The sequence below is a fragment of the Zoogloea sp. genome (assembly GCF_017302315.1).
Classification (GTDB): domain Bacteria; phylum Pseudomonadota; class Gammaproteobacteria; order Burkholderiales; family Rhodocyclaceae; genus Zoogloea.
This window is the reverse complement of the sequence record NZ_JAFLDT010000012.1, coordinates 1-22,742: the sequence shown is the minus strand read 5'-3', so window position 1 is coordinate 22,742 and position 22,742 is coordinate 1. Positions and strand designations below refer to the sequence as shown.

Annotated in this window: 22 protein-coding genes and 2 pseudogenes; 15 read left to right on the top strand and 9 right to left on the bottom strand. The window is 61.0% G+C overall.

Annotated elements, in window-relative coordinates:
* Positions 1 to 191 precede the first annotated feature (191 nt).
* On the top strand, positions 192 to 1,106 hold the full coding sequence (locus J0L98_RS06255) for a DMT family transporter (RefSeq protein WP_296410729.1): 915 nt from the start codon (positions 192 to 194) through the stop codon (positions 1,104 to 1,106).
* Positions 1,107 to 1,410: 304 nt separating this feature from the next.
* On the opposite strand, the gene J0L98_RS06250 is transcribed toward J0L98_RS06255, so the two are convergent.
* The 3 genes from J0L98_RS06250 to J0L98_RS06240 are packed head-to-tail and all read right to left on the bottom strand — an operon-like array spanning position 1,411 to position 3,187.
* Positions 1,411 to 2,211 carry an ImmA/IrrE family metallo-endopeptidase gene (locus J0L98_RS06250; RefSeq protein WP_296410728.1) on the bottom strand — a complete coding sequence of 267 codons (801 nt, stop codon included), beginning with the start codon at positions 2,209 to 2,211 and terminating at the stop codon, positions 1,411 to 1,413.
* Positions 2,208 to 2,600, bottom strand: coding sequence for a hypothetical protein (locus tag J0L98_RS06245; protein WP_296410727.1), 393 nt, complete (start codon positions 2,598 to 2,600; stop codon positions 2,208 to 2,210). The genes J0L98_RS06250 and J0L98_RS06245 overlap by 4 nt, the downstream gene beginning before the upstream one ends.
* A complete protein-coding gene (locus J0L98_RS06240) occupies positions 2,597 to 3,187 on the bottom strand; it encodes a hypothetical protein (protein ID WP_296410726.1) in 591 nt (196 codons plus the stop codon). Before J0L98_RS06240 ends, J0L98_RS06245 begins: the two co-directional genes overlap by 4 nt.
* Before the next feature lie 158 nt (positions 3,188 to 3,345).
* Here J0L98_RS06240 and J0L98_RS06235 point away from each other — a divergent pair, with 158 nt between their 5' ends.
* The 7 genes and pseudogenes from J0L98_RS06235 to J0L98_RS06210 all read left to right on the top strand — a co-directional run bounded on the left by J0L98_RS06235 (position 3,346) and on the right by J0L98_RS06210 (position 8,293).
* Entirely contained in the window at positions 3,346 to 3,906 is a 561-nt protein-coding gene (locus tag J0L98_RS06235) for a multiubiquitin domain-containing protein (protein ID WP_296410725.1), read from the top strand.
* A gap of 3 nt (positions 3,907 to 3,909) precedes the next feature.
* Positions 3,910 to 4,290, top strand: coding sequence for an E2/UBC family protein (locus J0L98_RS06230; protein WP_296410724.1), 381 nt, complete (start codon positions 3,910 to 3,912; stop codon positions 4,288 to 4,290).
* On the top strand, positions 4,287 to 5,690 hold the full coding sequence (locus J0L98_RS06225; RefSeq protein WP_296410723.1) for a ThiF family adenylyltransferase: 1,404 nt from the start codon (positions 4,287 to 4,289) through the stop codon (positions 5,688 to 5,690). The genes J0L98_RS06230 and J0L98_RS06225 overlap by 4 nt, the downstream gene beginning before the upstream one ends.
* Before the next feature lie 2 nt (positions 5,691 to 5,692).
* On the top strand, positions 5,693 to 6,070 hold the full coding sequence (locus J0L98_RS21565) for a DUF6527 family protein (RefSeq protein WP_365954341.1): 378 nt from the start codon (positions 5,693 to 5,695) through the stop codon (positions 6,068 to 6,070).
* 318 nt (positions 6,071 to 6,388) lie between these two features.
* Positions 6,389 to 6,568, top strand: a pseudogene (locus J0L98_RS06220) (transposase domain-containing protein); the annotation flags it as partial.
* 125 nt (positions 6,569 to 6,693) lie between these two features.
* The gene (locus J0L98_RS06215; RefSeq protein WP_296410722.1) at positions 6,694 to 6,954 is read left to right on the top strand and encodes a helix-turn-helix transcriptional regulator; all 261 of its coding nucleotides are present in this window, start codon (positions 6,694 to 6,696) and stop codon (positions 6,952 to 6,954) included.
* A 1-nt stretch (position 6,955) separates the two neighbouring features.
* The gene (locus tag J0L98_RS06210; RefSeq protein ID WP_296410721.1) at positions 6,956 to 8,293 is read left to right on the top strand and encodes a type II toxin-antitoxin system HipA family toxin; all 1,338 of its coding nucleotides are present in this window, start codon (positions 6,956 to 6,958) and stop codon (positions 8,291 to 8,293) included.
* Positions 8,294 to 8,320: 27 nt separating this feature from the next.
* On the opposite strand, the gene J0L98_RS06205 is transcribed toward J0L98_RS06210, so the two are convergent.
* Positions 8,321 to 9,022 (bottom strand): hypothetical protein, encoded by a 702-nt coding sequence (locus J0L98_RS06205; protein WP_296410772.1) that lies wholly within the window; start codon positions 9,020 to 9,022, stop codon positions 8,321 to 8,323.
* Positions 9,023 to 9,077: 55 nt separating this feature from the next.
* Here J0L98_RS06205 and J0L98_RS06200 point away from each other — a divergent pair, with 55 nt between their 5' ends.
* Genes J0L98_RS06200 through J0L98_RS06190 form a run of 3 tightly spaced genes read left to right on the top strand, consistent with a single transcriptional unit; the run spans position 9,078 to position 10,860 of the window.
* Complete coding sequence (locus J0L98_RS06200; protein ID WP_296410720.1) at positions 9,078 to 9,764, top strand: CsgG/HfaB family protein; 687 nt, start codon at positions 9,078 to 9,080, stop codon at positions 9,762 to 9,764.
* 21 nt (positions 9,765 to 9,785) lie between these two features.
* Positions 9,786 to 10,145: a DUF4810 domain-containing protein gene (locus J0L98_RS06195; protein ID WP_296410718.1), complete on the top strand. Its 360-nt coding sequence runs from the start codon at positions 9,786 to 9,788 to the stop codon at positions 10,143 to 10,145.
* Positions 10,146 to 10,167: 22 nt separating this feature from the next.
* Positions 10,168 to 10,860: a DUF799 domain-containing protein gene (locus tag J0L98_RS06190; protein ID WP_296410716.1), complete on the top strand. Its 693-nt coding sequence runs from the start codon at positions 10,168 to 10,170 to the stop codon at positions 10,858 to 10,860.
* A gap of 413 nt (positions 10,861 to 11,273) precedes the next feature.
* Here J0L98_RS06190 and J0L98_RS06185 read toward each other — a convergent pair whose 3' ends face one another.
* From J0L98_RS06185 to J0L98_RS06165, 5 genes are all read right to left on the bottom strand, one after another.
* Positions 11,274 to 12,191, bottom strand: a complete 918-nt coding sequence (locus J0L98_RS06185; RefSeq protein WP_296410715.1) for a DJ-1/PfpI family protein — start codon at positions 12,189 to 12,191, stop codon at positions 11,274 to 11,276.
* Between the two features lie 2 nt (positions 12,192 to 12,193).
* Positions 12,194 to 14,707 carry a TonB-dependent receptor gene (locus J0L98_RS06180; protein ID WP_296410713.1) on the bottom strand — a complete coding sequence of 838 codons (2,514 nt, stop codon included), beginning with the start codon at positions 14,705 to 14,707 and terminating at the stop codon, positions 12,194 to 12,196.
* Between the two features lie 192 nt (positions 14,708 to 14,899).
* Positions 14,900 to 15,934, bottom strand: a complete 1,035-nt coding sequence (locus tag J0L98_RS06175; RefSeq protein ID WP_296410711.1) for a FecR domain-containing protein — start codon at positions 15,932 to 15,934, stop codon at positions 14,900 to 14,902.
* Positions 15,931 to 16,455, bottom strand: coding sequence for a sigma-70 family RNA polymerase sigma factor (locus tag J0L98_RS06170; RefSeq protein WP_296410710.1), 525 nt, complete (start codon positions 16,453 to 16,455; stop codon positions 15,931 to 15,933). Before J0L98_RS06170 ends, J0L98_RS06175 begins: the two co-directional genes overlap by 4 nt.
* Positions 16,456 to 16,541: 86 nt before the next feature.
* The gene (locus tag J0L98_RS06165; protein WP_296410709.1) at positions 16,542 to 17,456 is read right to left on the bottom strand and encodes a LysR family transcriptional regulator; all 915 of its coding nucleotides are present in this window, start codon (positions 17,454 to 17,456) and stop codon (positions 16,542 to 16,544) included.
* 187 nt (positions 17,457 to 17,643) lie between these two features.
* Between J0L98_RS06165 and J0L98_RS06160 the strand changes: the two genes are divergently transcribed.
* The 4 genes and pseudogenes from J0L98_RS06160 to J0L98_RS06145 all read left to right on the top strand — a co-directional run bounded on the left by J0L98_RS06160 (position 17,644) and on the right by J0L98_RS06145 (position 22,263).
* Positions 17,644 to 18,456 carry a putative hydro-lyase gene (locus J0L98_RS06160; protein WP_296410708.1) on the top strand — a complete coding sequence of 271 codons (813 nt, stop codon included), beginning with the start codon at positions 17,644 to 17,646 and terminating at the stop codon, positions 18,454 to 18,456.
* Between the two features lie 28 nt (positions 18,457 to 18,484).
* Positions 18,485 to 19,765: pseudogene (locus J0L98_RS06155) on the top strand (MFS transporter); the annotation flags it as partial.
* Between the two features lie 80 nt (positions 19,766 to 19,845).
* Positions 19,846 to 21,132 carry a Glu/Leu/Phe/Val dehydrogenase gene (locus J0L98_RS06150; protein ID WP_296410706.1) on the top strand — a complete coding sequence of 429 codons (1,287 nt, stop codon included), beginning with the start codon at positions 19,846 to 19,848 and terminating at the stop codon, positions 21,130 to 21,132.
* A gap of 15 nt (positions 21,133 to 21,147) precedes the next feature.
* Positions 21,148 to 22,263, top strand: coding sequence for a sulfatase-like hydrolase/transferase (locus tag J0L98_RS06145; RefSeq protein WP_296410704.1), 1,116 nt, complete (start codon positions 21,148 to 21,150; stop codon positions 22,261 to 22,263).
* Positions 22,264 to 22,742: the final 479 nt, after the last annotated feature.

The following is a 22,742-nucleotide window of genomic DNA, read 5'->3' as shown; positions in this document are numbered from 1 at the left end:
TGGGCAGCCACGGGAGCTCGCCCTCCAGGACGCTGCGGCCAGCGTCTTGACCTCCAACCAGCGCGCTCCGCCCCACCCGCGGACGGAATCTGTTGCCATCAAGAGCACCAAGCCCTGAATCTGTGCAGAGCCACCGCCCCGTGCTCTACTCCCATCGTTCAGAAATTTCTTCAGGAATCCCGTCAGCCCCCATGCACCCGCCCTCCCCGCCCCACCCCACGCAAGGCCTGTCGGACACCACGAAGGGCCTCATCGCCGGCCTGCTGGTCGTGGCCTGCTGGTCCGGGTTCAACATCGTCTCGCGCTTTGGCACCAAGGGGCTGTTCACGCCCTTTGACCTGGCCGCCATGCGCTACGGCGTTTCCGGCCTGCTCGGCGGGCTCTATTTTCTGCGCAACGCCCCCTTCGCCGACTGGCCGCGCTACCTTGCGCTCAGCGTCTTTGGCGGCCTGGGTTACGGGCTGTTCGTCTATTCCGGCTTCTCGTTCGCCCCCAGCGCCCACGCCGGGATCTTCGTGAATGGCGGCATCCCCTTCTGCACCGCCATCCTCGTGGCGCTCACCACGGGCCTTCACCTGGCACGGCAGACGCTGATCGCCCTCGGCCTGTCGGCCTGTGGGCTGCTGCTGATCGGCATCGACAGCCTCCTGTCCCATCACGGCCAGGACGAACTGACCGGAGACCTGCTCTTTCTCGCCGCCGCCATGTCCTGGTCGGTCTTCGGCCTCCTGATGCGCCGCTGGCAGATCCGGCCCGCGCTGGGCGTCTGCGGCATCGCCTTCTTCGCCCTGCTGCTCTACGAACCCGTCTACCTGCTCTACCTGCCCAAAAACCTGCCCACCGCCGGCTGGGGCGACATCGCACTGCAATGCGTCTACCAGGGCTTCATCGCCGCCATGCTGGCCGCCGGCCTCTACAGCTACGCCAACCAGAAAATCGGCGCCTGCCAGGCCTCGATGATGCTGTCGCTGGTTCCGGCTGTGTCGGCAATCGGGGCCTACTTCATCCTGGATGAGCAACTGACCTGGACGGTGATGCTGGGGATTGTTGTGGTGTCGGTGGGCGCGGTGATCGGGGCAATGCCGGGGCGGGGCGGCGGGCGGTGATTGGCGCGTGTTGGCGATGGAGTGTGCCGCACGCGGGGGCCTGCCCTGTGCCTGTGAGGCACGGAGAAGGAGGGCAATACGGATGAGGGTGTCGGCGGGGGGTGGGAGGGTCGGGTTGTCGGCCGGAGCGGCCTGTCAGCGCGAATTTGATAGGTGACCGCTACTGCCTCAGACCGGGCGTTCGTTCCTCAGCAAGGGCAACGTCTGCTGACCGGGGTGATGCTGCTGTTCATCCTCATAGTCGTGGGGCAGGCCCTCGGCCTAAACAGTCGTAAATGTTGGTAGCTCAGGAAATCCTGCGTCGTTACTTCCGTCGCTTCCTTACCGCAGGATCGTATCCTCGCTCAAACATCTCCGCATCACTGAGGTACAAGACCACGATGGCTTGGCCAGGTATCGGGGAATAGCACTGCTCCAGGATCTCAAACTCCTCAGCATCATCATTTGCAAACCAGGCATCCGCGGATTGTTTTCTGGGGGAGTCGCAGGGCCTTCCGGCCGACAGCAGATCATAGGCAAAGCTGTCTTCATCGAGTTGCTCCTTGAGCCACCAGCGCGTGGGCACATGCGGCGCGGCCACATGCCAGCGTCGTCCTTGCGATGTGTAGCAAGTCACCAGCACAGGTAGAGCGTCGATCTTTGCCAACCGTAGGGTAGTCGCCAGGAGGCTGGTGCTGAAAAGACCAGCCACCTCATCGATTTCCTTGATGCTGGGCCAATTGAAGGACTTGACAGCCGGATGGAACAGTGCTGATGGCATCAAGATATGGGTGGAGTATTCATCAGCCTCAATCTCAAGCTTTGTACTGGAGACCAGGTTGTCGGATGGATTGTCCGCCCTACATTGGAACGATTGACCACGGTGCAGCTCCCAGTGCCCAAGCTCATGCCCGATGGAGAAGCGATCTCGGCCGGAACTGCCAGAGGGCCTGATGGTTGCGATTGCCCTGTTACCCAGACCGACCAGCGTCGCCGCGCAGCCTCTCAGCTGTTCATACTCAACCCGGATCCCCGCATCGAAAGCTATCGCCTCAATGTCGATATCCCTGGGGTCGACAATGCCCAGCTCCGCTATGCGGGCTTCCGCCTTCTGTCCTGGCGTCATGTTTCGTCATCAGCCTCGCTGTCAGACTCAAGCATTCGGAGCTGCCGGTACAGACGCAGGACATCTTCATCCGTCATTTCGTCCAGCTTCCGGGCAGCCATGGTGTAGCGCGCATCATTCGCCGCCCGGGCCACATAAGACCTGGCGGCCGCAGGAGAAACGTCTTCACCACCTTCCGCTCGATACGGTGCGGTGTCCCGCATGTTTGCCCTGGCTATTGCCAGACGACGACGCCCGGCTTCGGCCTTGGCCGCCTTGAGTCGCTCCAGCGCACGTGCCTTAACCGTCTGTGCAGCCTCGGCGTCAAGCACATCTTCGTCCAACATTGTGCGAAGCTCATGAAAGTAACTTTCGAAGAAATTATTCAGGTCGGTTGTATGTTTGCTCATGCTTCCCTCCGGCCCAGCGCAGGACTGCTGAGTTTCCGGTCCAGCCGTTTTCTCGCAGCGTCATACGCCTTCATATCGAGGCCTGCGGCATCCGCCGCGTCCTGACCTCTGAGTCCATCGGCCCAAGCCATGGCCACCAGCTCCAGCTCTTCATCGCCTTCAAGGCATTTGTAGATGTATTCAAGCTGGTCCTTGGCCACTACGGCATCTTCGGGAGTTCTGGAGTCCACGGCCTCGACCTGGGGGCCGAAAGGCTCGTCCAACTCGTCATCATAGTCAGCCGTCACGGTCACATGTCCATCAATGGGGCCCTTGATAGCTCGTCTACGTAAATTGCTCGCCTCGCTATGCATAGCAGTTTTCAGGACCACCAGTGGATGGCTACTCCGGGGGAAACGTCGCTCTCCCGACAGGAGCTTGGTCAGCGCCTCCTGCAACAAATCTTCTGATGTGATTTCGTGCACACCGCAGACCAAGGCCCGTGCCATGCGCTCAGCACGAGCCCAGTCTGCTCCATCCATCTGACTAAGCGCAGTCTCTACCTCATGGGGGGCCAGGCGGTCGGGGTCTTCCTCGTCAACAGCCATATGTAAGCAAATCCTCCTTTGTTGTTGGACTCCCCAGACCGCTTTCGTGGACGCGGCCAGAAATATTTTTTTTCCAGCGTCCAGAACCGCTTGCTGGAGAGTCCTACCTCCTGAAAGCCCCGGGGACTAACCCTGGGACACTTCTGAAGGAGTATGACATGAGTGTACAGGTGAACGAAGATCATGGCCGGCTCGAGGACGATGCTGTGGATGTGCAGGCCTGCGTGAGGGGGGGGAGCCCCGTGCGCCCACATGGTCCTTACCGGATCGCCATCGGCAACGACCGTCTGGAGTTCGTCCAAACCGTAATCCATGACCCGATCCCTAGTGGTCGGCAAGTACTGCTGGAGGGCGGTTTCAAGCCGGTGGAAGAGCATCTGGTCTTCCAGATGCTCCGGAATGGCGAGCTTGAGGAGCTGCGGCTCGATGAAACCACCGATCTCCGGTCGGCTGGCGTCGAAAAATTCCTTGTCTTCCGTAGTGACAAGTCTTTCCGCTTCGAGCTAGACGGTACGCGCCAGGAATGGGGCGGCCCCCTGATCTCGGGGGCCTCCCTGAAGAAACTGGCCAGAGTTGACTTGGCGACATACGGCGTGTGGCAGGAAGTCCGACAGCCTGGAGCTGAAGACCGTCTGATTGCAAATGATGTACTGGTCGATCTTGCCGCCCCAGGGGTGGAATGGTTCTTCACCGGCCTCATGCAGACGACGGAAGGCTGAGCCATGGCCATTCTCCCTATGAAGTGCAGCCGCTATCTGCAAGACCGTGGATTGGCCTTCGAGGAACATCAAGAAAACGGCCAGAAGGCAGTCGTGTTCAAGCAATTCGCCCTGCCGGCTGGTCGTTTCGATGCGCCACACGCGGACATTATGATCTTGCTGCCGGGTGCATACCCGGATGTGGCGCCCGATATGTTCTACGCCATACCGTGGCTGCATCTGGCTTGTAACAACCGCTATCCCCGCGCAGCCGACCAGGCCGTCAGTTTCGCGGGCCGGAGCTGGCAGCGGTGGTCGCGACACAACAATGACTGGCGACCGGGCGTAGACGGCATCTGGACCATGTTGAAGCGGATTGAGATGGCTTTGGCGGAGGCGGCATGACCCAGTTCGACCTGACCCTTCAAGAAAGTCATCTCGCTCATCTACGCGAATTACTGGGGCGGGACGACGGAACGGAGGCCTCTGCCTATGTCCTATGCGGCAGCGCCAGGATACATAGCGATCCCTGGGACCGCACGTGCCGCCAAAGGCTGACTACCCACGAGGTCTTGGCCGTACCTCCGGAGGACCGCGTTTCTGCCAGTGGGAACCATGTGACCTGGTCGACCAAAACCTACGTGAAACTATTGAAACGCGCACAGGCGGAAGGTCTAGTCGTCGGTATAGTGCATACCCACCCCAGGGGCCCGGAGCAGTTCTCGGACCAGGATGATCGGAACGAGCGTGAACTCCACCGCCTGGCCCAGAACAGAAATGGAACCGGCACGCAGCTGCTAAGCATCCTGTTGGCCAGTGACAGTTCCATCCGGGCCAGACTATGGGTGGACTCCGCTACGGCTTTGCCCCATCACTCCCTGCGTGTTGTGGGGAGGCATCTGGTCATACATCGTGAAGTGACTAAGGTGGCGTCCGAGGTCTTCTCGCGCCAGGCCCTTGCTTTCGGTGACGCCCTCAACCACCAACTCCGCCATCTCAAAGTTGGGGTAGTTGGCTGCGGTGGCACGGGAAGCGCCGTGGCGACACTTCTTGCCAGGCTGGGGGTTGGAAATCTAGTGCTGATCGACGATGACAGGGCTGAGGCGACCAACCTGAACCGGTTGCACGGTGCCCGTCGTTCGGACGCGGATGCCATGCGGCCCAAGGTCGATGTCCTAGCGGCGGAAATAACCGGCTGGTCCATCGGCACTCGGGTTGTCCCCATGCAAGCGTGGGCAGGTGATCTACTTTGCCGGGACGCGCTCAAGTCATGCGATGTCCTATTTGGATGTACTGATGACCATGACGGCCGTCTTTTTCTCAATCGGTTCGCCTATTTCTATCTCACCCCGGTCATCGACGTAGGTCTGGCCATCGACCCGGCTATGGAGAGTGGTTTCCGCGAACTGTCAGGCCGGGTCACCGTGTTGTCGGCCGGTGCCCCATGCCTAATTTGCAGGGGTGTCGTTAATCCGGTCACTGCACGGGAGGAGGCCCTGAAACGGGCTCAGCCGGAACAATACGAGCGCCAGAAGCGCGAAGCCTATGTACGGGGCAGCGGCAACCCCGCACCGGGGGTCGTGACATTCACGACCGAAACAGCCTGCATGGCGGTCAATGAACTCATTCAAGGCCTGATCGGCTATCGGGGCACGGAGGGATGGCTCTGGAATCAGACCCGCCGGTTCGACCGATTTTTGGATCACCGTCCCGGCACCCATCAGAGCCCGGACTGCCCAATCTGCATTGACCACATGTATTGGGGTCGGGCAGATGTCGATCCATTCCTGGATAGGGTGGGGTGAAAATGATGCTGAAGACCTGGCTTCGAACCGCCTTTGTCGCCCTAGGATGGATCAAAGGACCGGCATTTGTGTGCGAGGTCATGCCCCGACATCCGTCTTCCCAAGAGCTTGCCGAGGGCGTCTTGGTCCTGGTTAAGGACGCGACACACGACAAGTGGGCATGCTTTCGCTGCCCCGGCGGCTGTGGCCAGAAAGTGCAGCTATCACTCAGCGCTCAGCGCAGCCCAAGATGGAAGGTGAAGCTGGACTATCTTGACTGCCCCACCGTCTCGCCTTCGATACGTATGACCAACAGCTGTGGCTGCCATTTCTGGATACACAATGGGGTTGTTTCATGGTGTCCTGACAGTGGTCACCAGGATATGAAATCAATTCGATGAGTGTTCGCTTTAGCTAAGGAGGATGAGTACGGCTTTAGGCAGGTATCAGCTGTAGAGCGGCTATACCAGTGACCGCTTTCTGGGACCCACGAAGGACAGCACTAGGTTCGTAGCAGCCGCTCGCGCAAGAGAATCCCACTGTCAGCTCCGGCCGAGAAGCACGAATTGGCCATTCCGCTGGTTTCGGAATCCAACAGCCCTTCGAATGACCGTGAGCCTGTCATGGTCACGGACCGGTTGTAGCCGATCGATGTCCTGTTGAAGTTCCTGCAGGCGCAGTGATCATGCACAGCCGACCGGGTGGGGCGCCGCGGGTCGAGCAGCTCGCTGCACGCCGGCAAGCAGGCGGCGGCGATCATAAGTCTGATCCGGTCGGCGCACCTCAACGGGCATGAGCCCCACGCCTACTTGAAGGATGTTCTCGCCCGCTTGCCGACTCAGCCCCAGAGTCGGATCGGGGCGTTGCTGCCGCATCGGTGTAGGCCGGATTCAGCTTGAGGCTAGGTCAAGACGGGATTGCCGGGCGCGCACCCTTCGGGCCACCGCGCCACCTGATTTACAGATAATTTGCACTTACCTGAATTTCAACTAAGATCAATTTATCTGAATATCAGGTAATTCTCATGCCCTCTCCCCATCAGGTGCTGGTGACCGCTTCGCAACTGGGCCATGTGTTGCAACAGGCGCGCAAAGGACGAAAGATGTCCCAGTCGGCCCTGGCCAGTCGCATCGGTCTAAGTCAGTCCCGGGTATCGCATCTGGAGCTGAACGCCCAGGATCTGAGCGTCGCGCAATTGCTGGCCTGGTGCTCGGCGCTCGAGCTTGAGCTCACGCTCGCGTCACGCAAGGGCATGGCGCCGGCTGCGCCCGAGACGGACTGGTGACATGGGCCGCAAATCACACAGCCGCTCCCTGTCGATCTGGACCAACGGCATGCGTGTCGGCCGCTGGACCCTCCCGGCGCGCGGAGACATGCAGCTGCAGTACGACGACGACTGGATCAAAGCCGATGTCGGCCGGCCACTGTCCATCTCGCTGCCCTTTACCCTGGACAAGCTGCCGCTCAAGGGCGAAAAGGTCTACAACTACTTCGATAACCTGCTGCCCGACAGCGATGCCATCCGCAAGCGCGTCGCCGAGCGCTTCCGGACGGGCTCGACTGATGCCTTCGATCTGTTGAAGGCCATCGGCCGCGATTGCGTGGGGGCCGTACAGATCCTGGGTGAGGACGAGGCGCCAAGCAGCTTTGATCGCATCGAAGGGACGCCACTCTCCGATGAAGACATCGAACGGCACCTCATCGAGACGGTATCGCCTCGAAGCTTCGGATCCAGCCAGGATCCCGACGACGACTTCCGTATCTCGCTCGCAGGCGCCCAGGAGAAGACCGCCTTTCTGTGGTGGGATGGCCGATGGCAGAAGCCCCGGGGGGCGACGCCGACCACGCACATCGTCAAGCTCCCCCTCGGCCTGATGGGGGGCCGGCGGGCCGATTTCCGCACCTCGGTGGACAACGAGTGGCTGTGCCTCAAGTTGCTGAAGGCGTACGGCCTGGACGTCGCCGACGCCGACATTGCGACCTTCGGCGAACAACGCGTGCTCGTGGTGCAACGCTTCGACCGGCGCATCGCGCCGAATGGAAAGTGGCTGATGCGTTTGCCTCAGGAGGATTTCTGCCAGGTGGAGGGCTGCTCACCGCTGCGCAAGTACGAGAACGAAGGCGGCCCGGGCCTGAAAGCCTTGTTCTCTACATTGCGCCACTCGGTGAACGCCGAGGGCGACATGCGCACGCTGATGGCCGCACAAATCCTGTTCTGGCTCCTGCGGGCACCGGACGGGCATGCCAAGAACTTCAGCCTGCGGATACTCCCGCGCGGGCGCTTCCAGCTGACCCCGCTCTACGACGTGATGTCCGCCTACCCGGTGCTCGGCGACGGCCCGAACCAATGGTCGCCACACGAAATCAAGCTGGCCATGGCCCTGCACGGGCAGAATAAGCACTACGAGATGTTCGGCATCCAGCGCCGCCACTTCAACAGCACTGCGCAGAAGGTCGGCTATGACGTCTCTGCCGAGCCAATCATTGAGGACATCCTCGCGCGCACGCCTGCCGTAATTTCAGCGGTGCAGGCCGGGTTGCCGCCGGGCTTCTCCACACATGTCGCAGACTCGGTATTTGGGGGACTGGTGCAGGCGGCGGCGGCTCTCGAAGCCACGCGCTAACAACAACCGCTCCTCCTCCCCTCCCCCTCAGTCATCCTCCAGCGGCAACAACCCCTGTGGCGGAACCGGAGGCCACTGGCCGGCCTGGCTGCGCTTTTCGCACCAGCGATGCATGGCAGCGCCCTCAACGGCATATTCGCCCCGGGCTGATTTCCACACCAAGGCCGGCATGCGCTGGCGCAGGGCTCGCTGGGCCTGTGCGGCGGTCACGGGATGGCCGGTCTTGGCGCGGTAGAACCGGAGCGCTTCGGCGTCATAGGCGCGGAAGCGCGGCCCCTGTTCCAGCATGCGCCACAACACGGCTTGCTCGGTGGGTTTGAGCCCCAGGTAATCCGACTCCATCTGGGCTTCGTCGATGATCAGCGCCACGGGCTTTTCAGCGCTCTCGTGCAGCAAGCGCAGGGCATCGGTGAGGGTCAGGCCATCGATCTTGCCGATCCTGCTGGTGTCGACCTCCAGACCTGCAAGCTTGACCTTGTCCAGGCCAGCCTTACGGGCGGTGCGCGCAACCAGCCCCCGCTGCGGCTCAAGGGCCCGGGCGATGGCTTCGGCAATCAGCGCTCCCGACGTGACCCCGAACAGCCCGCGAAATGCCGCGATGAAGGCCGAAGGGGAACTCGTAACCGTGGACCATGGCGACCTCTGTGACGCCGGCGCCGGCCTGCAGGGGGTCGAGGGACAAGACGAGGCGCAGGCGCCCGACCTCGCCGGCAACAATTCTTCTTGCATAGACACGGGCAAAAGGCCATACAATCCGGGGCTCACAACATTGACATAACTCCATATGCATATCCTCATACTCAAAAAACTGACCGCCACCTGTTTCGCCCTCAGTGGCGTGATGCTCCTCACCGGCTGCGCCACCGAACAATCCCGCACCCTTGAGGTCGCCAAAGTGGCCTCCGCCGGCACCGCTTACAACGGCACACGCAGCCCCATCTCCGTCGGCAAGTTCGACAACCGCTCCAACTTCATGCGCGGCATCTTCACCGATGGCGTTGACCGCCTGGGCAGTCAGGCCAAGACCATCCTGATCACGCACCTCCAGCAGACCGGCCGCTTCAACGTCCTGGATCGGGCCAACATGGACGAGATCAAGCAGGAGGCCGGCTACGCCAAGGCCACCCAGAACATCAGGGGGGCAAGCTACGTGATCACCGGCGACATCACCGAGTTTGGACGCAAGGAAACCGGCGACAAGCAGCTGTTTGGCCTGCTGGGGCGTGGCAAGTCGCAGGTTGCATATGCCAAGGTGGCCCTCAACGTCGTCAATGTGACGACCTCCGAAGTGGTGTTCTCGAGCCAGGGCGCCGGCGAATACAGCCTCGACAGCCGGGAGATCATCGGCTTTGGTGGCACCTCAGGTTATGACTCGACGCTCAACGGCAAGGTGCTTGACCTGGCGATGCGTGAGGCCATCAACAACCTGGTGAGCGGCATTGAGTCGGGCGCCTGGAAACCCGGCCAGTAAGGTTTCAAGGACAGACCCGCCATGCCAGCCCTCCGTTTTGCCCGACTGCCTGCCCACGCCGCCCTCATCGGCGGCCTGCTCCTCACAGGCTGCGTCACCCGACCCCAGCCGCTTTACCACTGGGGCGACTATCAGCCCCACGTTTACGGCCACTTCACCAAAGACAAATCCCCCCAGGAGCAGATCGCCGGCCTTGAAGCGGGGCTCGAAGCCGCGCGCGCCAGCGGAAAGCCCGTTCCGCCCGGTTATCTGGCCCATCTGGGCATCCTGCACGCGCAAAGCGAGCGCCCCGAGCAGATGCGCAAGTACTTCGAGGCCGAGAAAAATCAGTACCCCGAAAGCGCAGCCTACATCGACTTCCTGCTGCGGAAATTCAGGTAACCAACCCATTCAAGGTCCAGAGATGCCACTCAAGGTATTCAATCTGCGTTTTTCACGGGCAGCCGTCAGCGCCGCCGTGCTTGCTGCCACCGTCACGGGCTGCGCCAACAACAGGCAGCCCTACGACTACACGGCCTTCAAGCAGAGCCGCCCGGCCTCGATCCTGGTGATCCCGCCCCTCAATAATTCTCCCGACGTGGCGGCCACCTACAGCATGCTGTCCCAGGTCACGCTACCGCTGGCCGAAGCCGGCTACTACGTGTTTCCGGTGAGCCTGGTGGACGAGACCTTCCGCCAGAACGGGCTGGTCAACCCGGCCGAGATGAACGAGGTCAAGCTGCAGAAGCTACGCGAGATCTTCGGTGCCGACGCCGCGCTCTACATCAGCATCAAGCATTATGGTACGACCTACGTCGTACTCTCCAGCGAAAGCCGGGTAACGGCCGATGCCACCCTGGTGGATCTGCGTACCGAACAGGTGCTGTGGAAGGGCTCCGCCACGGCGTCGAGTGCGGAAGGCCGCAATTCCGGCGGAGGCCTGGTCGGCTTGCTGGTGCAAGCGGTCGTCAGCCAGATCGTGGAGAGTTCGACCAACCGCTCACACCCCATTGCAGGGGTTGCCAGCTATCGGCTGCTCGCGGCCGGGATGCCCAACGGCATGCTCTACGGCCCTCGCTCTCCGAAGTACAAGACGGACGGCAACACGCAACCCTGAGTGAACCTATTTTCCTCTGTTGCCCTCCCCGAACCAGACGCAAGCCCATTGCTGACGCGGGTTTGCCTTCCACCGGCGGTATCACCCGATGGGTGAAGCTGAAGGGGTTCGTGGGAGGCTCAGACGGCGGCTGGAGGGACTGTAGGGGCGACTTCAGTCGCCCGCGGGCTGAGATCAAGGGTATGTCGGTGATCAACGCGCGGATGGGCGACTGAAGTCGCCCCCACAGGAGAGACCGTATCGACCGTCAGACGACGCGTCAACCGGGGGGGCGATGCCGGGGATCAGGCTGGCGCATGACGGGTAAGTGCAATGCCCTGCCCATTGACCCATCGCAAGATGGCGGAGTCCGAATCTACTTGGCTCGCTGATACTCGGTGGAGAAAAATCAAAGGCGGACACCCGCACTCAGATCAGCGTGGCATGAAACGCTCCGGCGTCTGGTCGAAACGCTGCTTGTGCTCCTCCGAGCAGAAGTAGACCTTGCGACCGCGGTAGATCTCGGAAAGCGCGGTCTGCTTGTCCACTTCCATCTCGCACACGGGGCAGAGGGGATGCGCATCGGTTGAGACGGGCTTCCTTGCGAAAGCGACATTGGCGTCGGGATTTTTCCAGCCTTGCCCCTGATATTCGAGGGAGGTGGCGGTTTGCTCGGCAACCCGTCTACCGAAATAGCGTTCGACCACATGCAATGCCAGATCGATACCGGAGGTGAGCCCGCCCGCCGTCGATACCGCTCCGGCGTCGACGAAACGTGCGCCACGCTTGACCTTGATGTCCGGAAAGTCGGCCTGGAGGAGCGCATAGGCACCGTGGTGCGACGTGGCTTCCTTGCCCGACAGCAGACCGGCCTTGGCCAATACGAACACACCGTTGCAGACCGAGAGCGTGAGGTCGGTCCCCCTGGATGCCTGCCGTATCCACGTCAGCATCGCCGTGGAGGGCTCTTCCATGGCGGGTACGACGATGAGTCTGGGTTGCGGAGCGTCATCGAAGCGGTAGTCAGGCACGATGGTCATGCCGCCCGACACCCTGAGCGGAACGGTACTTTCGGCAACGGTATAGAGCTCGAAAGGCGGAGTCTCCTGATCCGGCAGGAAGACATACTCGAACACCCCCCAGGGCCCGGCGAAATCCACCACCTCCGCGCCAGGGCCGAGGACGAAGGCAACGGTAATACGCTCTCCCTTGGCGTAGGGGATGGGTGCCACCGGTTTGGTGGCGCCCCGCTTCTGTCGTTTTGGGATGCTCTTCCCCTCTGCCCGGCCGAGACCGGGCAGAAGTGCTGACGCTGCAACCGCCAGGCGTTTGACAAGATCGCGGCGTTTCATGGTCAGAACTCGACGCGCATGCCAAGTTTGGCGGTACGTGGCTGCCCCCAATTGCCGCCAACGTAGTTGCCGCCGGTGTAGCCCCCGCCAAGCGTCGGATCATTGGCGTACGCCACGCCGAAGTCGCCCTGGAACAGGAGATATTTCTCGTTGAAGAGATTATCGACATTCATTTGAAAGCTTGCCTTCTTGCCTGCGATCTTGGTTTCGTAGGCAACAAATGCAGAAGCAATCTGGTAATCGCGAGTCTTCACGGTGGAGTTCTCATCCATGATGGGCGCCGAGAACCAGTTGTAGCCACCACCGATCTTCCAGCCCGCAGGCAGGCGGTAGCTGGTCAACAAGCTCAACGAGTGTTGCGAAAAATAGGGCAGCAACGAGCCCGCCGTGATGGCCACGGGTTGCGACGAATTGGCCCCTCCGTCAGTCCCCTCCTCGACATACGGACGAGCATAGTTGTAAGTGCTCAGCACATTCCATTTCTCGGTGAGGGCCCCTTGCAGGCTCAACTCGTAACCGGTGCTCTTGACCCGGCCCACACCAAGGTTGTAGCCGGGATGAAAGACATCGGCGGTTGCGATGTTCTCCTTGGTCAGACTGAACAGGGCTGCCGATGCGATCAGTCGACTCTCCAGAAGACTGAACTTGGCACCAAGCTCATGCTGCCTGGAAAACTCGGGTTTGATCGGTGTTCCGGGATACTGCAGCCCCGAACTGGCACCTTGGTTCTCGGTGTAGCTGTAGTAGAGACTGACAGTGGAAACCGGTTGCCACAGCACGGAGAAGCGCGGCAGGAAGAGATTGCGCTTGTACGGAAGATCCTGATTGGAATCGGGGAAATCAGGATAGATGACCTTGCTCAATTCCTTCTGGCGCTGATAGCGACCGCCCACAAGCACGTGGACATCATGCGGAAGCTGGATCTGATCCTGTGCGTAGAGACCAAACTCCTTCTCGTCGAGATTCCAGAACTGGTAGTAAAGACTTCCGCTGGGATAGACGCTCGTGAAATCCGACGGGTTGTAGCTGTACGGCGGCGGGTTGAAATAGGGAAAATTGTTGCACCAGCAGTCACCGCCTGCATGCTGGAAAGTCTTGGTATTGTAATAGTCCATACCAAATAGCAAGGTGTGCTTGAACGATCCCGTCTCGACTTTTCCGGTCAGTTCAAGCAGGGTTGCATTGGTCTTCTGGCCGCTCTTGTTGATCGTGAGTCCGCGCGTCCATTCGATACCGCCACTGGGTGTGCCAGGCGGGTAATACATGCCGACCGCCCAATTGACGAGGGTCAACGGACTATCAACGTTGTTGTACATGTATTTCCAGGTCAGCGACCAATTGTCATTGAACTTGTGGTCCACGCCCACCATAGCACGCCGCTGCTCGAACTTGGAGTAAGTGCCGGGCATTAGCGTGTCTTTGGGACTGACGTTAATCATCTGGTTTGTGCCAGGACTGACCGGCATGTAGGGCTGATCGGAACCGCCCTCCACATTCCGGAACTGACCTTCGAAATAGAGCTTGGTCTGCGGCGAGAGGCGGTACTCCAGCGCAGGGGCGAAGCCGTCGGAGCGGTATCGGGGCCCGTAGGTGTACCAGGAGTCCGACTCCTCATGTCCCGCATTCAGACGGAAAAGCAGGGTCTTGTCGGCGTTGAGCGGTCCGGTGACATCGAAGGAAGCCCAGCGTCTGTCATGGGTGCCAATACCCAGGTCCGCATAGCCACCGAATTCATCACGCGGCTTCTTGGTGGTGATATTGACAGCGCCTCCAGGCTCCGCCCGGCCATAAAGAATGCTCGACGCACCGCGCATCAGTTCGATCCGCTCGACGTTGTTCATCCAAACGGGGCCATTGACGCCATTGGAGCCGTTGCTTCCCATATCCTCGGTACGAAAGCCATTCCAAAGCGTGGTCGACGTCTGAAAGCCACGGTAGAAATAGACGTCCCCCAGATCTCCCATGCCCAAGCCCGCAATGCCCAGCGCGGCCATCGCCTGGCTCATACCCTGGCTTTGCAGGCCCATATCCCGGATGGCCTGCTCGGTAAGCACTTCAACCTTGGTGGCGGTCTGCAGGATGGGGGTATCGGTCTTGGTGGCGATGCTGGTGTAGGGGCGGTGGTAGTCCGATTCGCGCGCTACCGTGCTGCGAACCTCGACGGGCGACAGTTCAGCGGCCTTGTCTGCCGGCGCCATCTCGATCTTCACCGCATCCGGCGTAACAAACTGATAACGCAGCCCGCTGCCGGCGAGGAGCCTTTCCAGCGCCTGCTGTGGCGTCAGCTTCCCGGCGATGCGCGGTGCGGTCTTGCCGGAGAGGAGGTCGGCGGCATAGAGCAGCTTGAGGCCGCTTTGCTCAGCCAACTTGGCCGCGGCAGCGGCAAGCGGCTGGGGGGCAATGTCGATGCTTACAGGCTCGGCAGCGTAGGCGCTGCCCAGGCAGGCGGACACCAGGCTGGCAATCAGGGTGCGCCGAAGGGCCCGAAGTGGCGTGTGGCGATGGGGTACTGGCATGGTCTTCCTCCCGGTGTAGTCAGTCGATTCACGGGGAAGACGGTTGAGCGGGTCGTTTGCCGTCACGGTGCGACACTGTGCCGCAACAGCCAGCGGGAACTCAGCCCCTGGAGCTCAGCGAGTCAGACGGCCCCATTGGAAATGGCCCGTTCATGCAGGTGCCTTGAAGATGCGGGCCCTGCAGTCGGCCGGCTAACCGCGTGCCGACTTGAGCACGATGCTGATGCGGCCAGGGGCGGGGCGGCGTACCTCTACGGAATAGGCGGAACGGATCAACGTGAGCAGCCCTTCGAGATCCGCGCTCCGCAGGCGACCGGAGAAACGATAGTCGGCAAGGCGGGGATCAAGTTCGATGCTGACAGCGTGATAACGCGCAAATTCGTTAATGACCTCCGACAGCGGAGCATCCCGAAAAACCAGCGACCCCTTGCGCCAGGCCAGCAGGTCATCGAGCGGTCGGGAACGGGTCGGAGGTGCCTCGCCAGCCTGATCCCAGGACAGACGGTCGCCAGCAACGAGAAGACGGGAGGTGTCACCGTCGTGCGGCGTGAACTCGACCTCACCCTCGAGTACCGCGACATCAAGCCGCCGGGCCTGCTCACGTACCCAGAAGGCCGTGCCGATGTCACGGAGGGTGCCCTGACTGACCAGCACCTTGAAGGGACGCGGGTCACCATGGGCGACATTGAAGACCGCCTCCCCTTCGGAAAGGCGCACGCAACGGCAATCGAGACGGAAATCAATCTCGATGCGCGAATCGGTGTTGAGTTCGATGCGCGAGCCGTCGGCCAGGCTGACAGCCCCATGCTCCCCTCTAACGGTCTGCTTGGTCTGCACGGAAGTGAAGCTGCCAGGCAACAGCAGGGCGACGCCGAGCCCCATCACGGCGATACTTGCCAAGACCAGACCCGCGACCCGGTTGCGACGATGGATGGGCGGCGCAGACCGGGCATGCAGGACACTCAGCTCGGCTGCCGCGAACGGGCGCAAGCCGCCGAGCGCTTGCCACAGGCTTTCTGCCCGCTGCCACGCCGCTTGGTGGGACGGGTCGGCAGTGAGCCAGGCCGCATGGGCCGCAGCGTCGTCCGCACTCCAGCGTCCCGAATGAAGGCGAGCCAGCCAGTCAAGGGCGGCTTGCTCCACAGGGTCGTCAGGGGTGGGTGCGGCCATGATGTCGATATCTGATTTATCGTCCTGAAGACGGCTGGCGCCGCCTGGCGCCTTCATCTGTTTCGTGGCGAGTGCAGAGCCTGTCGGCAGGCTTGCATCGCACGCAGGATATGGCGCTCGACGGTTTTCTCGGCAATGCCGAGCTGGGACGCAATGGCACGCTGGCTCATGCCGTCGAGGCGATTCATCAGAAAGGCATGCCGACAGGGTTCGGGCAGGCGCTGAAGGGCCGTCCAGACGTGGCGTAACTGCTGCCTGGCTTCGATATGACGGGCCGGGTCAACAGGTTGTTCGGGAAACTCATCGGCCACGCAAGGCAAGTCCACATGAAGACGCTCGCGCACCTGACGATGGTCGTAGGCGTCGGCGGCGAGGTTGGACACGGTACGGTAGAGCCATGCACGGGGATTTACCGGCGCCTCGACAGCACTCGCCTGAATCAGGCGGACAAAGCCGTCCTGAACAAGATCCTCGGCATCGTGAGCCCCTTTGCGCGCGCGGAGAAATCCGGTCAACTCCGTAGCGTGGTGGCGGAACAGTTCAGCAAGAACCAGAAAGGGTTGTTTCGGATGACTCACAAAGGTATCGGGGGCCCAGGGGCACAAGTCTTGTTTCGCGGGTGGAGGAAGTGTGCGTAACGATACATGGATCCTGTAAGCGCTTGTCAATTAGGCTTTAACGGGAGTGCTCTTTCATCCATTTTTGGGCTGCGAGCGAACGCTAATGCTTTGCTAATCGCTTCATTTAGCTCGGGGGCTCCGGAGTAACTCCAGTAATTGGCATACAGCGGCAACGACTGGAGCAATAGCTCGCACTCTAGTGGCACGATGCGATGGCGTTTCTGCAATTCAATCGCGGCGGATCGTGGCAACGTCGCAAGTCCGAATTCACTTTCCACCAGCTTGACCAATGCGGATATGGACGAGATTGTGTGTACGCGTTTGTCGCGGACGTTAACGCTGGCGAGTGACTCCAACAAGGCGACGTGCGGCTGGGAGCCGCGTTGAAAAGTCAGGAGTTCCGTTTCCAACAGGGCATGGATGCTTAACGGTCGCGAGCCATCCATTTCGGATGGGCCGACGAAGATCATTTCCATCGGCGCCAAAGGAACATTCGTGATGCCCTGGCCAATAGCTGGAGACGCCGAGAAAACAAGATCGAGGCCACCCCGCCGGACCTGCTCGTTTAGCACATGGGTCATTTCGACGTTGAGTTCGAATTCGATCTTTGGGTAGTCGCCCTTGAGCGACTCCATGAGCGGAATCATCCAGGTGTGTAAGACAGTCTCGATGCCCCCGACACGGAGCGAGAGCGGGAGTTGTTCCGGGGAACCCAGTTCGCGCTTGAGGTCGAGCTGCAGCGCGAGGAAGCGTTCGGCATAGTCGAGGAAACGGTTACCTGCATTGGTCAGGCGGAAGACGCGGTCGCGGCGGTCGATCAAAGGCACGCCCAACTCTTCCTCCAGTGCATTGATGCGACTCGACACGGCGGATTGTGTCAGAAACAGTTTTTCCGCCGTACGCGTGATGCTCTGCAGGCGAGCCACCCAGACAAAGGCTTCGACAAAACGCAGATTCATGTTGCCTCCCGACACGTGAGCAGGGGTAAGTGGGTCGGCCCCGTTGCCTAGCTTAGCGCGGAACGGGAGCAGGAACCGCCGTTCAACTCCAAAAAAATCGATTGATTCACAAAGAAATTTTTCGTTTGTGGGCCGCCAAAACGTCAACGCATACTCGGCACAAATCACAAAACAACCGGAGACAACCATGACGACAGAGACATCTGCTGCGCCTACGCACCTGATAGCCAAGACCGGCCTAGAGGCCCGTATGGCCATTCGTTCCGGCCGCTGGTCGGGACATACCAGCGGTACCGCACCACATTTCGTTCAGGGCAATGTTGTAATTCTGCCGACTGACCTGGCGAACGACTTCCTCCGCTTTTGTCAGCGCAATCCCAAGCCGTGCCCTCTGCTCGCCGTTTCCGAGTCGGGCGATCCGCGTCTGCCTCGCCTGGGCGACGATCTCGACATCCGCTCCGATATCCCGCGCTACCGGGTCTGGCGAAAGGGCGAGCTGGTCGAGGAGGTCACTGACATCCGCGCCCTGTGGTGTGACGGTCTGGTGACCTTTGTCATCGGCTGCTCATTTTCCTTCGAACAGCCGCTGATCGATGCCGGCATTCCCTTGCGTCACATCGAGCAGGGCAGGAATGTGGCGATGTACCGGACCAATATCCAGACCGCTCCCGCCGGACCTTTCCATGGGCCAATGGTGGTTTCGATGCGGCCGATGACCCCGGCTCATGCCATCCGCGCCGTCCAGGTGACGGCCCGCGTTCCGGCTGTGCACGGTGCACCGGTTCACCTCGGCGACCCCGCCTTGATCGGCATCGCCGACCTGGCAAGGCCCGACTTTGGCGATGCCGTCGACATCCTGCCTGGCGAAATTCCCGTCTATTGGGCTTGTGGCGTAACGCCGCAGGCGGTGGTCATGCAGGCCAAACCCGATTTCTGCATTACCCATGCGCCTGGTGCCATGTTGGTGACCGACCTGTTGGACAGCGAACTGGCTTTTTAAGAGCGCGCTTTTCTTAGCCGGATTTCGCCAAGGAGCGAAGGCGGCACTCTTCAATCCACCCACCAAGGAGAGAACCGTGTGGATATCCGAAACAAATGAGAACGAAAGGAAGACGCTCGTCGCCGCTTTCGCGGGCTACGGGGTTGATGCCTTCGATTACATGATCTACACCTTTCTCATACCGACGCTGATGGCGGCCTGGATGATGAGCAAGGTCGAGGCCGGCTACATCGCCACTGGTGCTCTCGTGACCTCAGCCATCGGTGGCTGGGCGGCGGGCATCCTGGCCGACAAATACGGCCGGGTCCGCGTGCTGCAATGGACCGTCATGTGGTTCACGCTGTTCACCTTCCTGTCAGGTTTCACCAACTCCTTCGGGCAGCTATTCTTCACCCGTGCCATGCAGGGCTTTGGCTTCGGTGGGGAATGGTCAGTCGGCGCCGTGTTGATTGCCGAAATGATCCAGGCCAAGCATCGCGGTAAGGCGGTAGGCCTTGTCCAGAGCAGCTGGGCGGTCGGCTGGGGTGCTGCCGCAATTGCGTTTTGGGCGGTCTATGCCGTCCTGCCACCCGAGCAGGCGTGGCGGGTGCTGTTCTGGATGGGCATCCTTCCGGCTCTCCTGATTTTCTATATCCGTCGCAACATCAAGGATCCTGACGTGTTTCACGCGACCCAGGCCAAGAAGAAGGCTGACGGCGGGGGCAATTTCTGGGAGATCTTTTCGCCGCGCCTACTTAAAACCACCATCCTGGCCAGTCTGTTGTCCACGGGGATGATGGGGGCGTACTACGCAGTGACCACGTGGCTGCCAACCTTCCTCAAGGTTGAGCGCAAGCTCTCGGTGCTCGGCACCAGCGGCTACCTTCTGGTGCTCATCCTCGGCTCCTTCATCGGTTATCTGACCAGCGCCTACCTATCCGACAAACTGGGCCGCCGTCATTGCTTTATGCTCTTCGCCACCTGTGCCGGAACGCTGGTCTACATCTACACCCGCATCCCGATTACCGATGAGCTGATGCTTTTCCTCGGTTTCCCGCTTGGCTTCTTCCTGTCAGGCATCTTCTCTGGCATGGGTGCTTATCTGGCCGAACTGTTTCCCAACGAACTGCGCGGCTCTGGCCAGGGCTTCTGCTACAACTTCGGCCGTGCAGCCGGCGCCTTGTCGCCCGCCCTGGTCGGCTATCTCAGCACCTCCATGCCGCTTGGCGAAGTAATCGGCATTCTCGCCGCCGGCGGCTACCTGCTGGTCATCCTGGCCTGTCTGCCCTTGCCTGAGACGCAGGGCCGCGACCTGGCCGAGCAACACTAAACCCCCTCCCAGCCAGTCAAGAACAGGCCTTCCGGCGCACCGTGCGGTGATGCCGGCGGGGCTCTGCACGAAAGAAATTAATGGACAACACATCCAAAATCTCATCCTACCTGTCCCGGGAGTCCCTAGGGCCGTGGGAAACCTATCTGGTCCAGATCGACCGCGTCGAACCTTACCTCGACAAAGCCCTGCTGCCCTGGGTCGAAACCCTGACCCGGCCGAAGCGCTCCCTGATCGTCGATATCCCGATCCGTCTCGATAACGGCGTCATCGCCCACTACGAGGGTTACCGTGTCCAGCACAACCTGTCGCGCGGTCCGGGCAAGGGCGGCATCCGCTTCCACCCGGAAGTCACGCTGACCGAGGTGATGGCGCTGTCGGCCTGGATGACGATCAAGAATGCCGTGGTCAATGTGCCTTATGGCGGCGCCAAGGGCGGCATCCGGGTCGATCCGAAAAAGCTGTCGATTGAGGAGCTGGAGCGTCTGACCCGGCGCTACGCCAGCGAGATCAACATCCTGATCGGGCCGGACAAGGACATCCCGGCACCGGACATCAACACCAACGAGCAGGTCATGGCCTGGTTCATGGACACCTACTCTGTCAACCAGGGCAAGACAACGACCGGCGTGGTGACCGGCAAGCCGGTTTCGCTCGGTGGTAGCCTCGGGCGTCACGATGCGACGGGGCGGGGTGTCTTCATCTGTACCGTCGAAGCGGCCCGGCATCTGGACATGGCCATTGCCGGGGCGCGGGTTTCCATCCAGGGCTTCGGCAATGTCGGTGAAGCCGCCGCCCGGCTGTTCGCCGATGCGGGTGCGAAAGTGGTAGCGATTCAGGACGAAACGGGTTCCATCCATAACCAGCATGGTCTCGATGTGCGCCAGGTCCGCCAGCATCGCCTGGCGACAGGCAGTCTGGCCGGCGCGCCGGATTCCGAAACGATCGCCAGCGACCAGTTCTGGTCCTGCGAGGTCGATATCCTGGTGGCAGCAGCGCTGGAAAACCAGATTACCGAGAAGAATGCGCCGCTGATCCGCGCCAGGATCATCGCCGAAGGCGCCAACGGGCCGACCACCCCGGCCGCCGACCTGATCCTGCAGGAACGCAATATCCTGGTCATCCCCGATGTGCTGGCCAACGCAGGCGGAGTCACTGTCAGCTACTTCGAATGGGTGCAGGACATCAGCGCCTTCTTCTGGTCCGAAGACGAGATCAACGTGCGTCTCGACAAGATCATGCGCGATGCCTTCGCCGCAGTCTGGGAAGCGGCGCAAAGCAAGAATATCCTGATGCGGACTGCCGCCTTCGTGCTGGGTTGCGAGCGGGTCCTTCAGGCCCGCAAGCTGCGCGGCCTTTACCCCTGAGCGAACCTTACGGCCATGACCGCTGATTCCTCCGCTTTGCCTGTCCGTCTGCTCAGCGTCGGAGATACCGCCTGGACCGTCGAGTTCGGGGCGGGCATCGATCCGGCGATACACGGCCGGGTGCTCGGCTTCTGCAGCCTGCTCGATACCTTGTCCGGCGATGGCCGCCTGGACGGTGTCGTCGAATGGGTGCCTACCTTCCGCTCGGTGACGGTCCACTTCAACCCGGAGCAGGCCGACGCCATGGCCTTGCACGATCTGCTGGGCGAACTGGCCACCAAGAGCGGCATCCTGTCGGCGGCCGGCTGCCACTGGCACATCCCGGTCTGCTTCGATGCCGCCAGCGACCTCCGAAATCTGGGGTTGCTGCCAGCTTTGTGGCGATACGGTGAAGAGGAGCATCGACCGTGTCGTCCGCCGATGCCCTTTGCCGCCGCCGTCTCTCCGGCTCTGGAGGTTCCGGCGCGGCCGACGCTGGTCGTCGTCCAGAGCGAATCGTTCTTCGATCCCCGGCGGCTTTTTTCCGGTATCCGCGACGATCTGCTTTCTGAATACGACGCGCTGCGCGCGCGCGCGATCTGTCACGGGCCGCTTGCCGTGGCCGCGTGGGGCGCGAACACGGTTCGTACCGAGTTTGCCTTCCTTTCCGGGCTGAGCGCGGACTCTCTCGGGGTGCATCGCTTCAACCCTTATCGTCGGCTGGGGCGTCAGGGAGTGGCAACGCTTGCGAGCTTCCTCAAGCAGCTGGGCTACCGTACGATTTGCGTGCATCCGTACGTGGCAAGCTTCTATTCTCGTCACAGGGTCTTGCCTCGACTCGGTTTCGACGAGTTCATCGACCTGCTTCAGTTGCTCCGGAGTGGCGTTGACGATGAGCGCGCGTTCTCCCACATGCAGGGAGATGTCCGAATCGCCGCCCAGTTTCCTGACTTGTTCCAGCAGATCGCGCAGATCGGCATATTTGAGCGTGGTTGCGGTTCCGCTGTTGGTGAAGTCCAGCGAGTAACTGCGGACGGAGGTTTCGTTCCTGGCGGGAGATGCCCCGGCATACCCTTTCATGGCCGCGATCATCCTGGCTATGATCATGTGCTCCTCCAGGGTCGCTTTGATGATCAGCAGTTTCGATGCTGAATTCAGTGTGAACTCCGGCAGGCGGGTTGTTCCAGGAAACGCCTTCCGCAGGGCATGTTCGATCACGGCGCGGAAACCATCCAGCCAGTCAGAGTTGTTCTGAGAGCCTGTGAAGACAAAATCAACCGCGTAAGACTGCGCGAATGTCCTCGCTGGTTCCTTCGGATGGTCCAAATCGGAGGAATTGAGAGTCTTTTCGCCTCCGCCGACCGTTTCCAACGGGATTGATGTCTCCAGCCGCACGGCGATTGGAACCGGCAGGCCTTGCTCCGGCCGGAATTCGCCGATGACATATGCGCCGTCGGAATCGGCGGCGGGCGTGCCGGGATGGAAGGCCACTTTGCCCGGCATGATTCCATTCGGCCCCTCGAGTTGATAGGTCCAGCGAATGCCGCGTCTGGGTGTGATATTCCAGCGCACACCGGGGTCGAAGCCACCCGAGGTGAGTGTGACATCGAACATGGCATCCAAATAGAGTG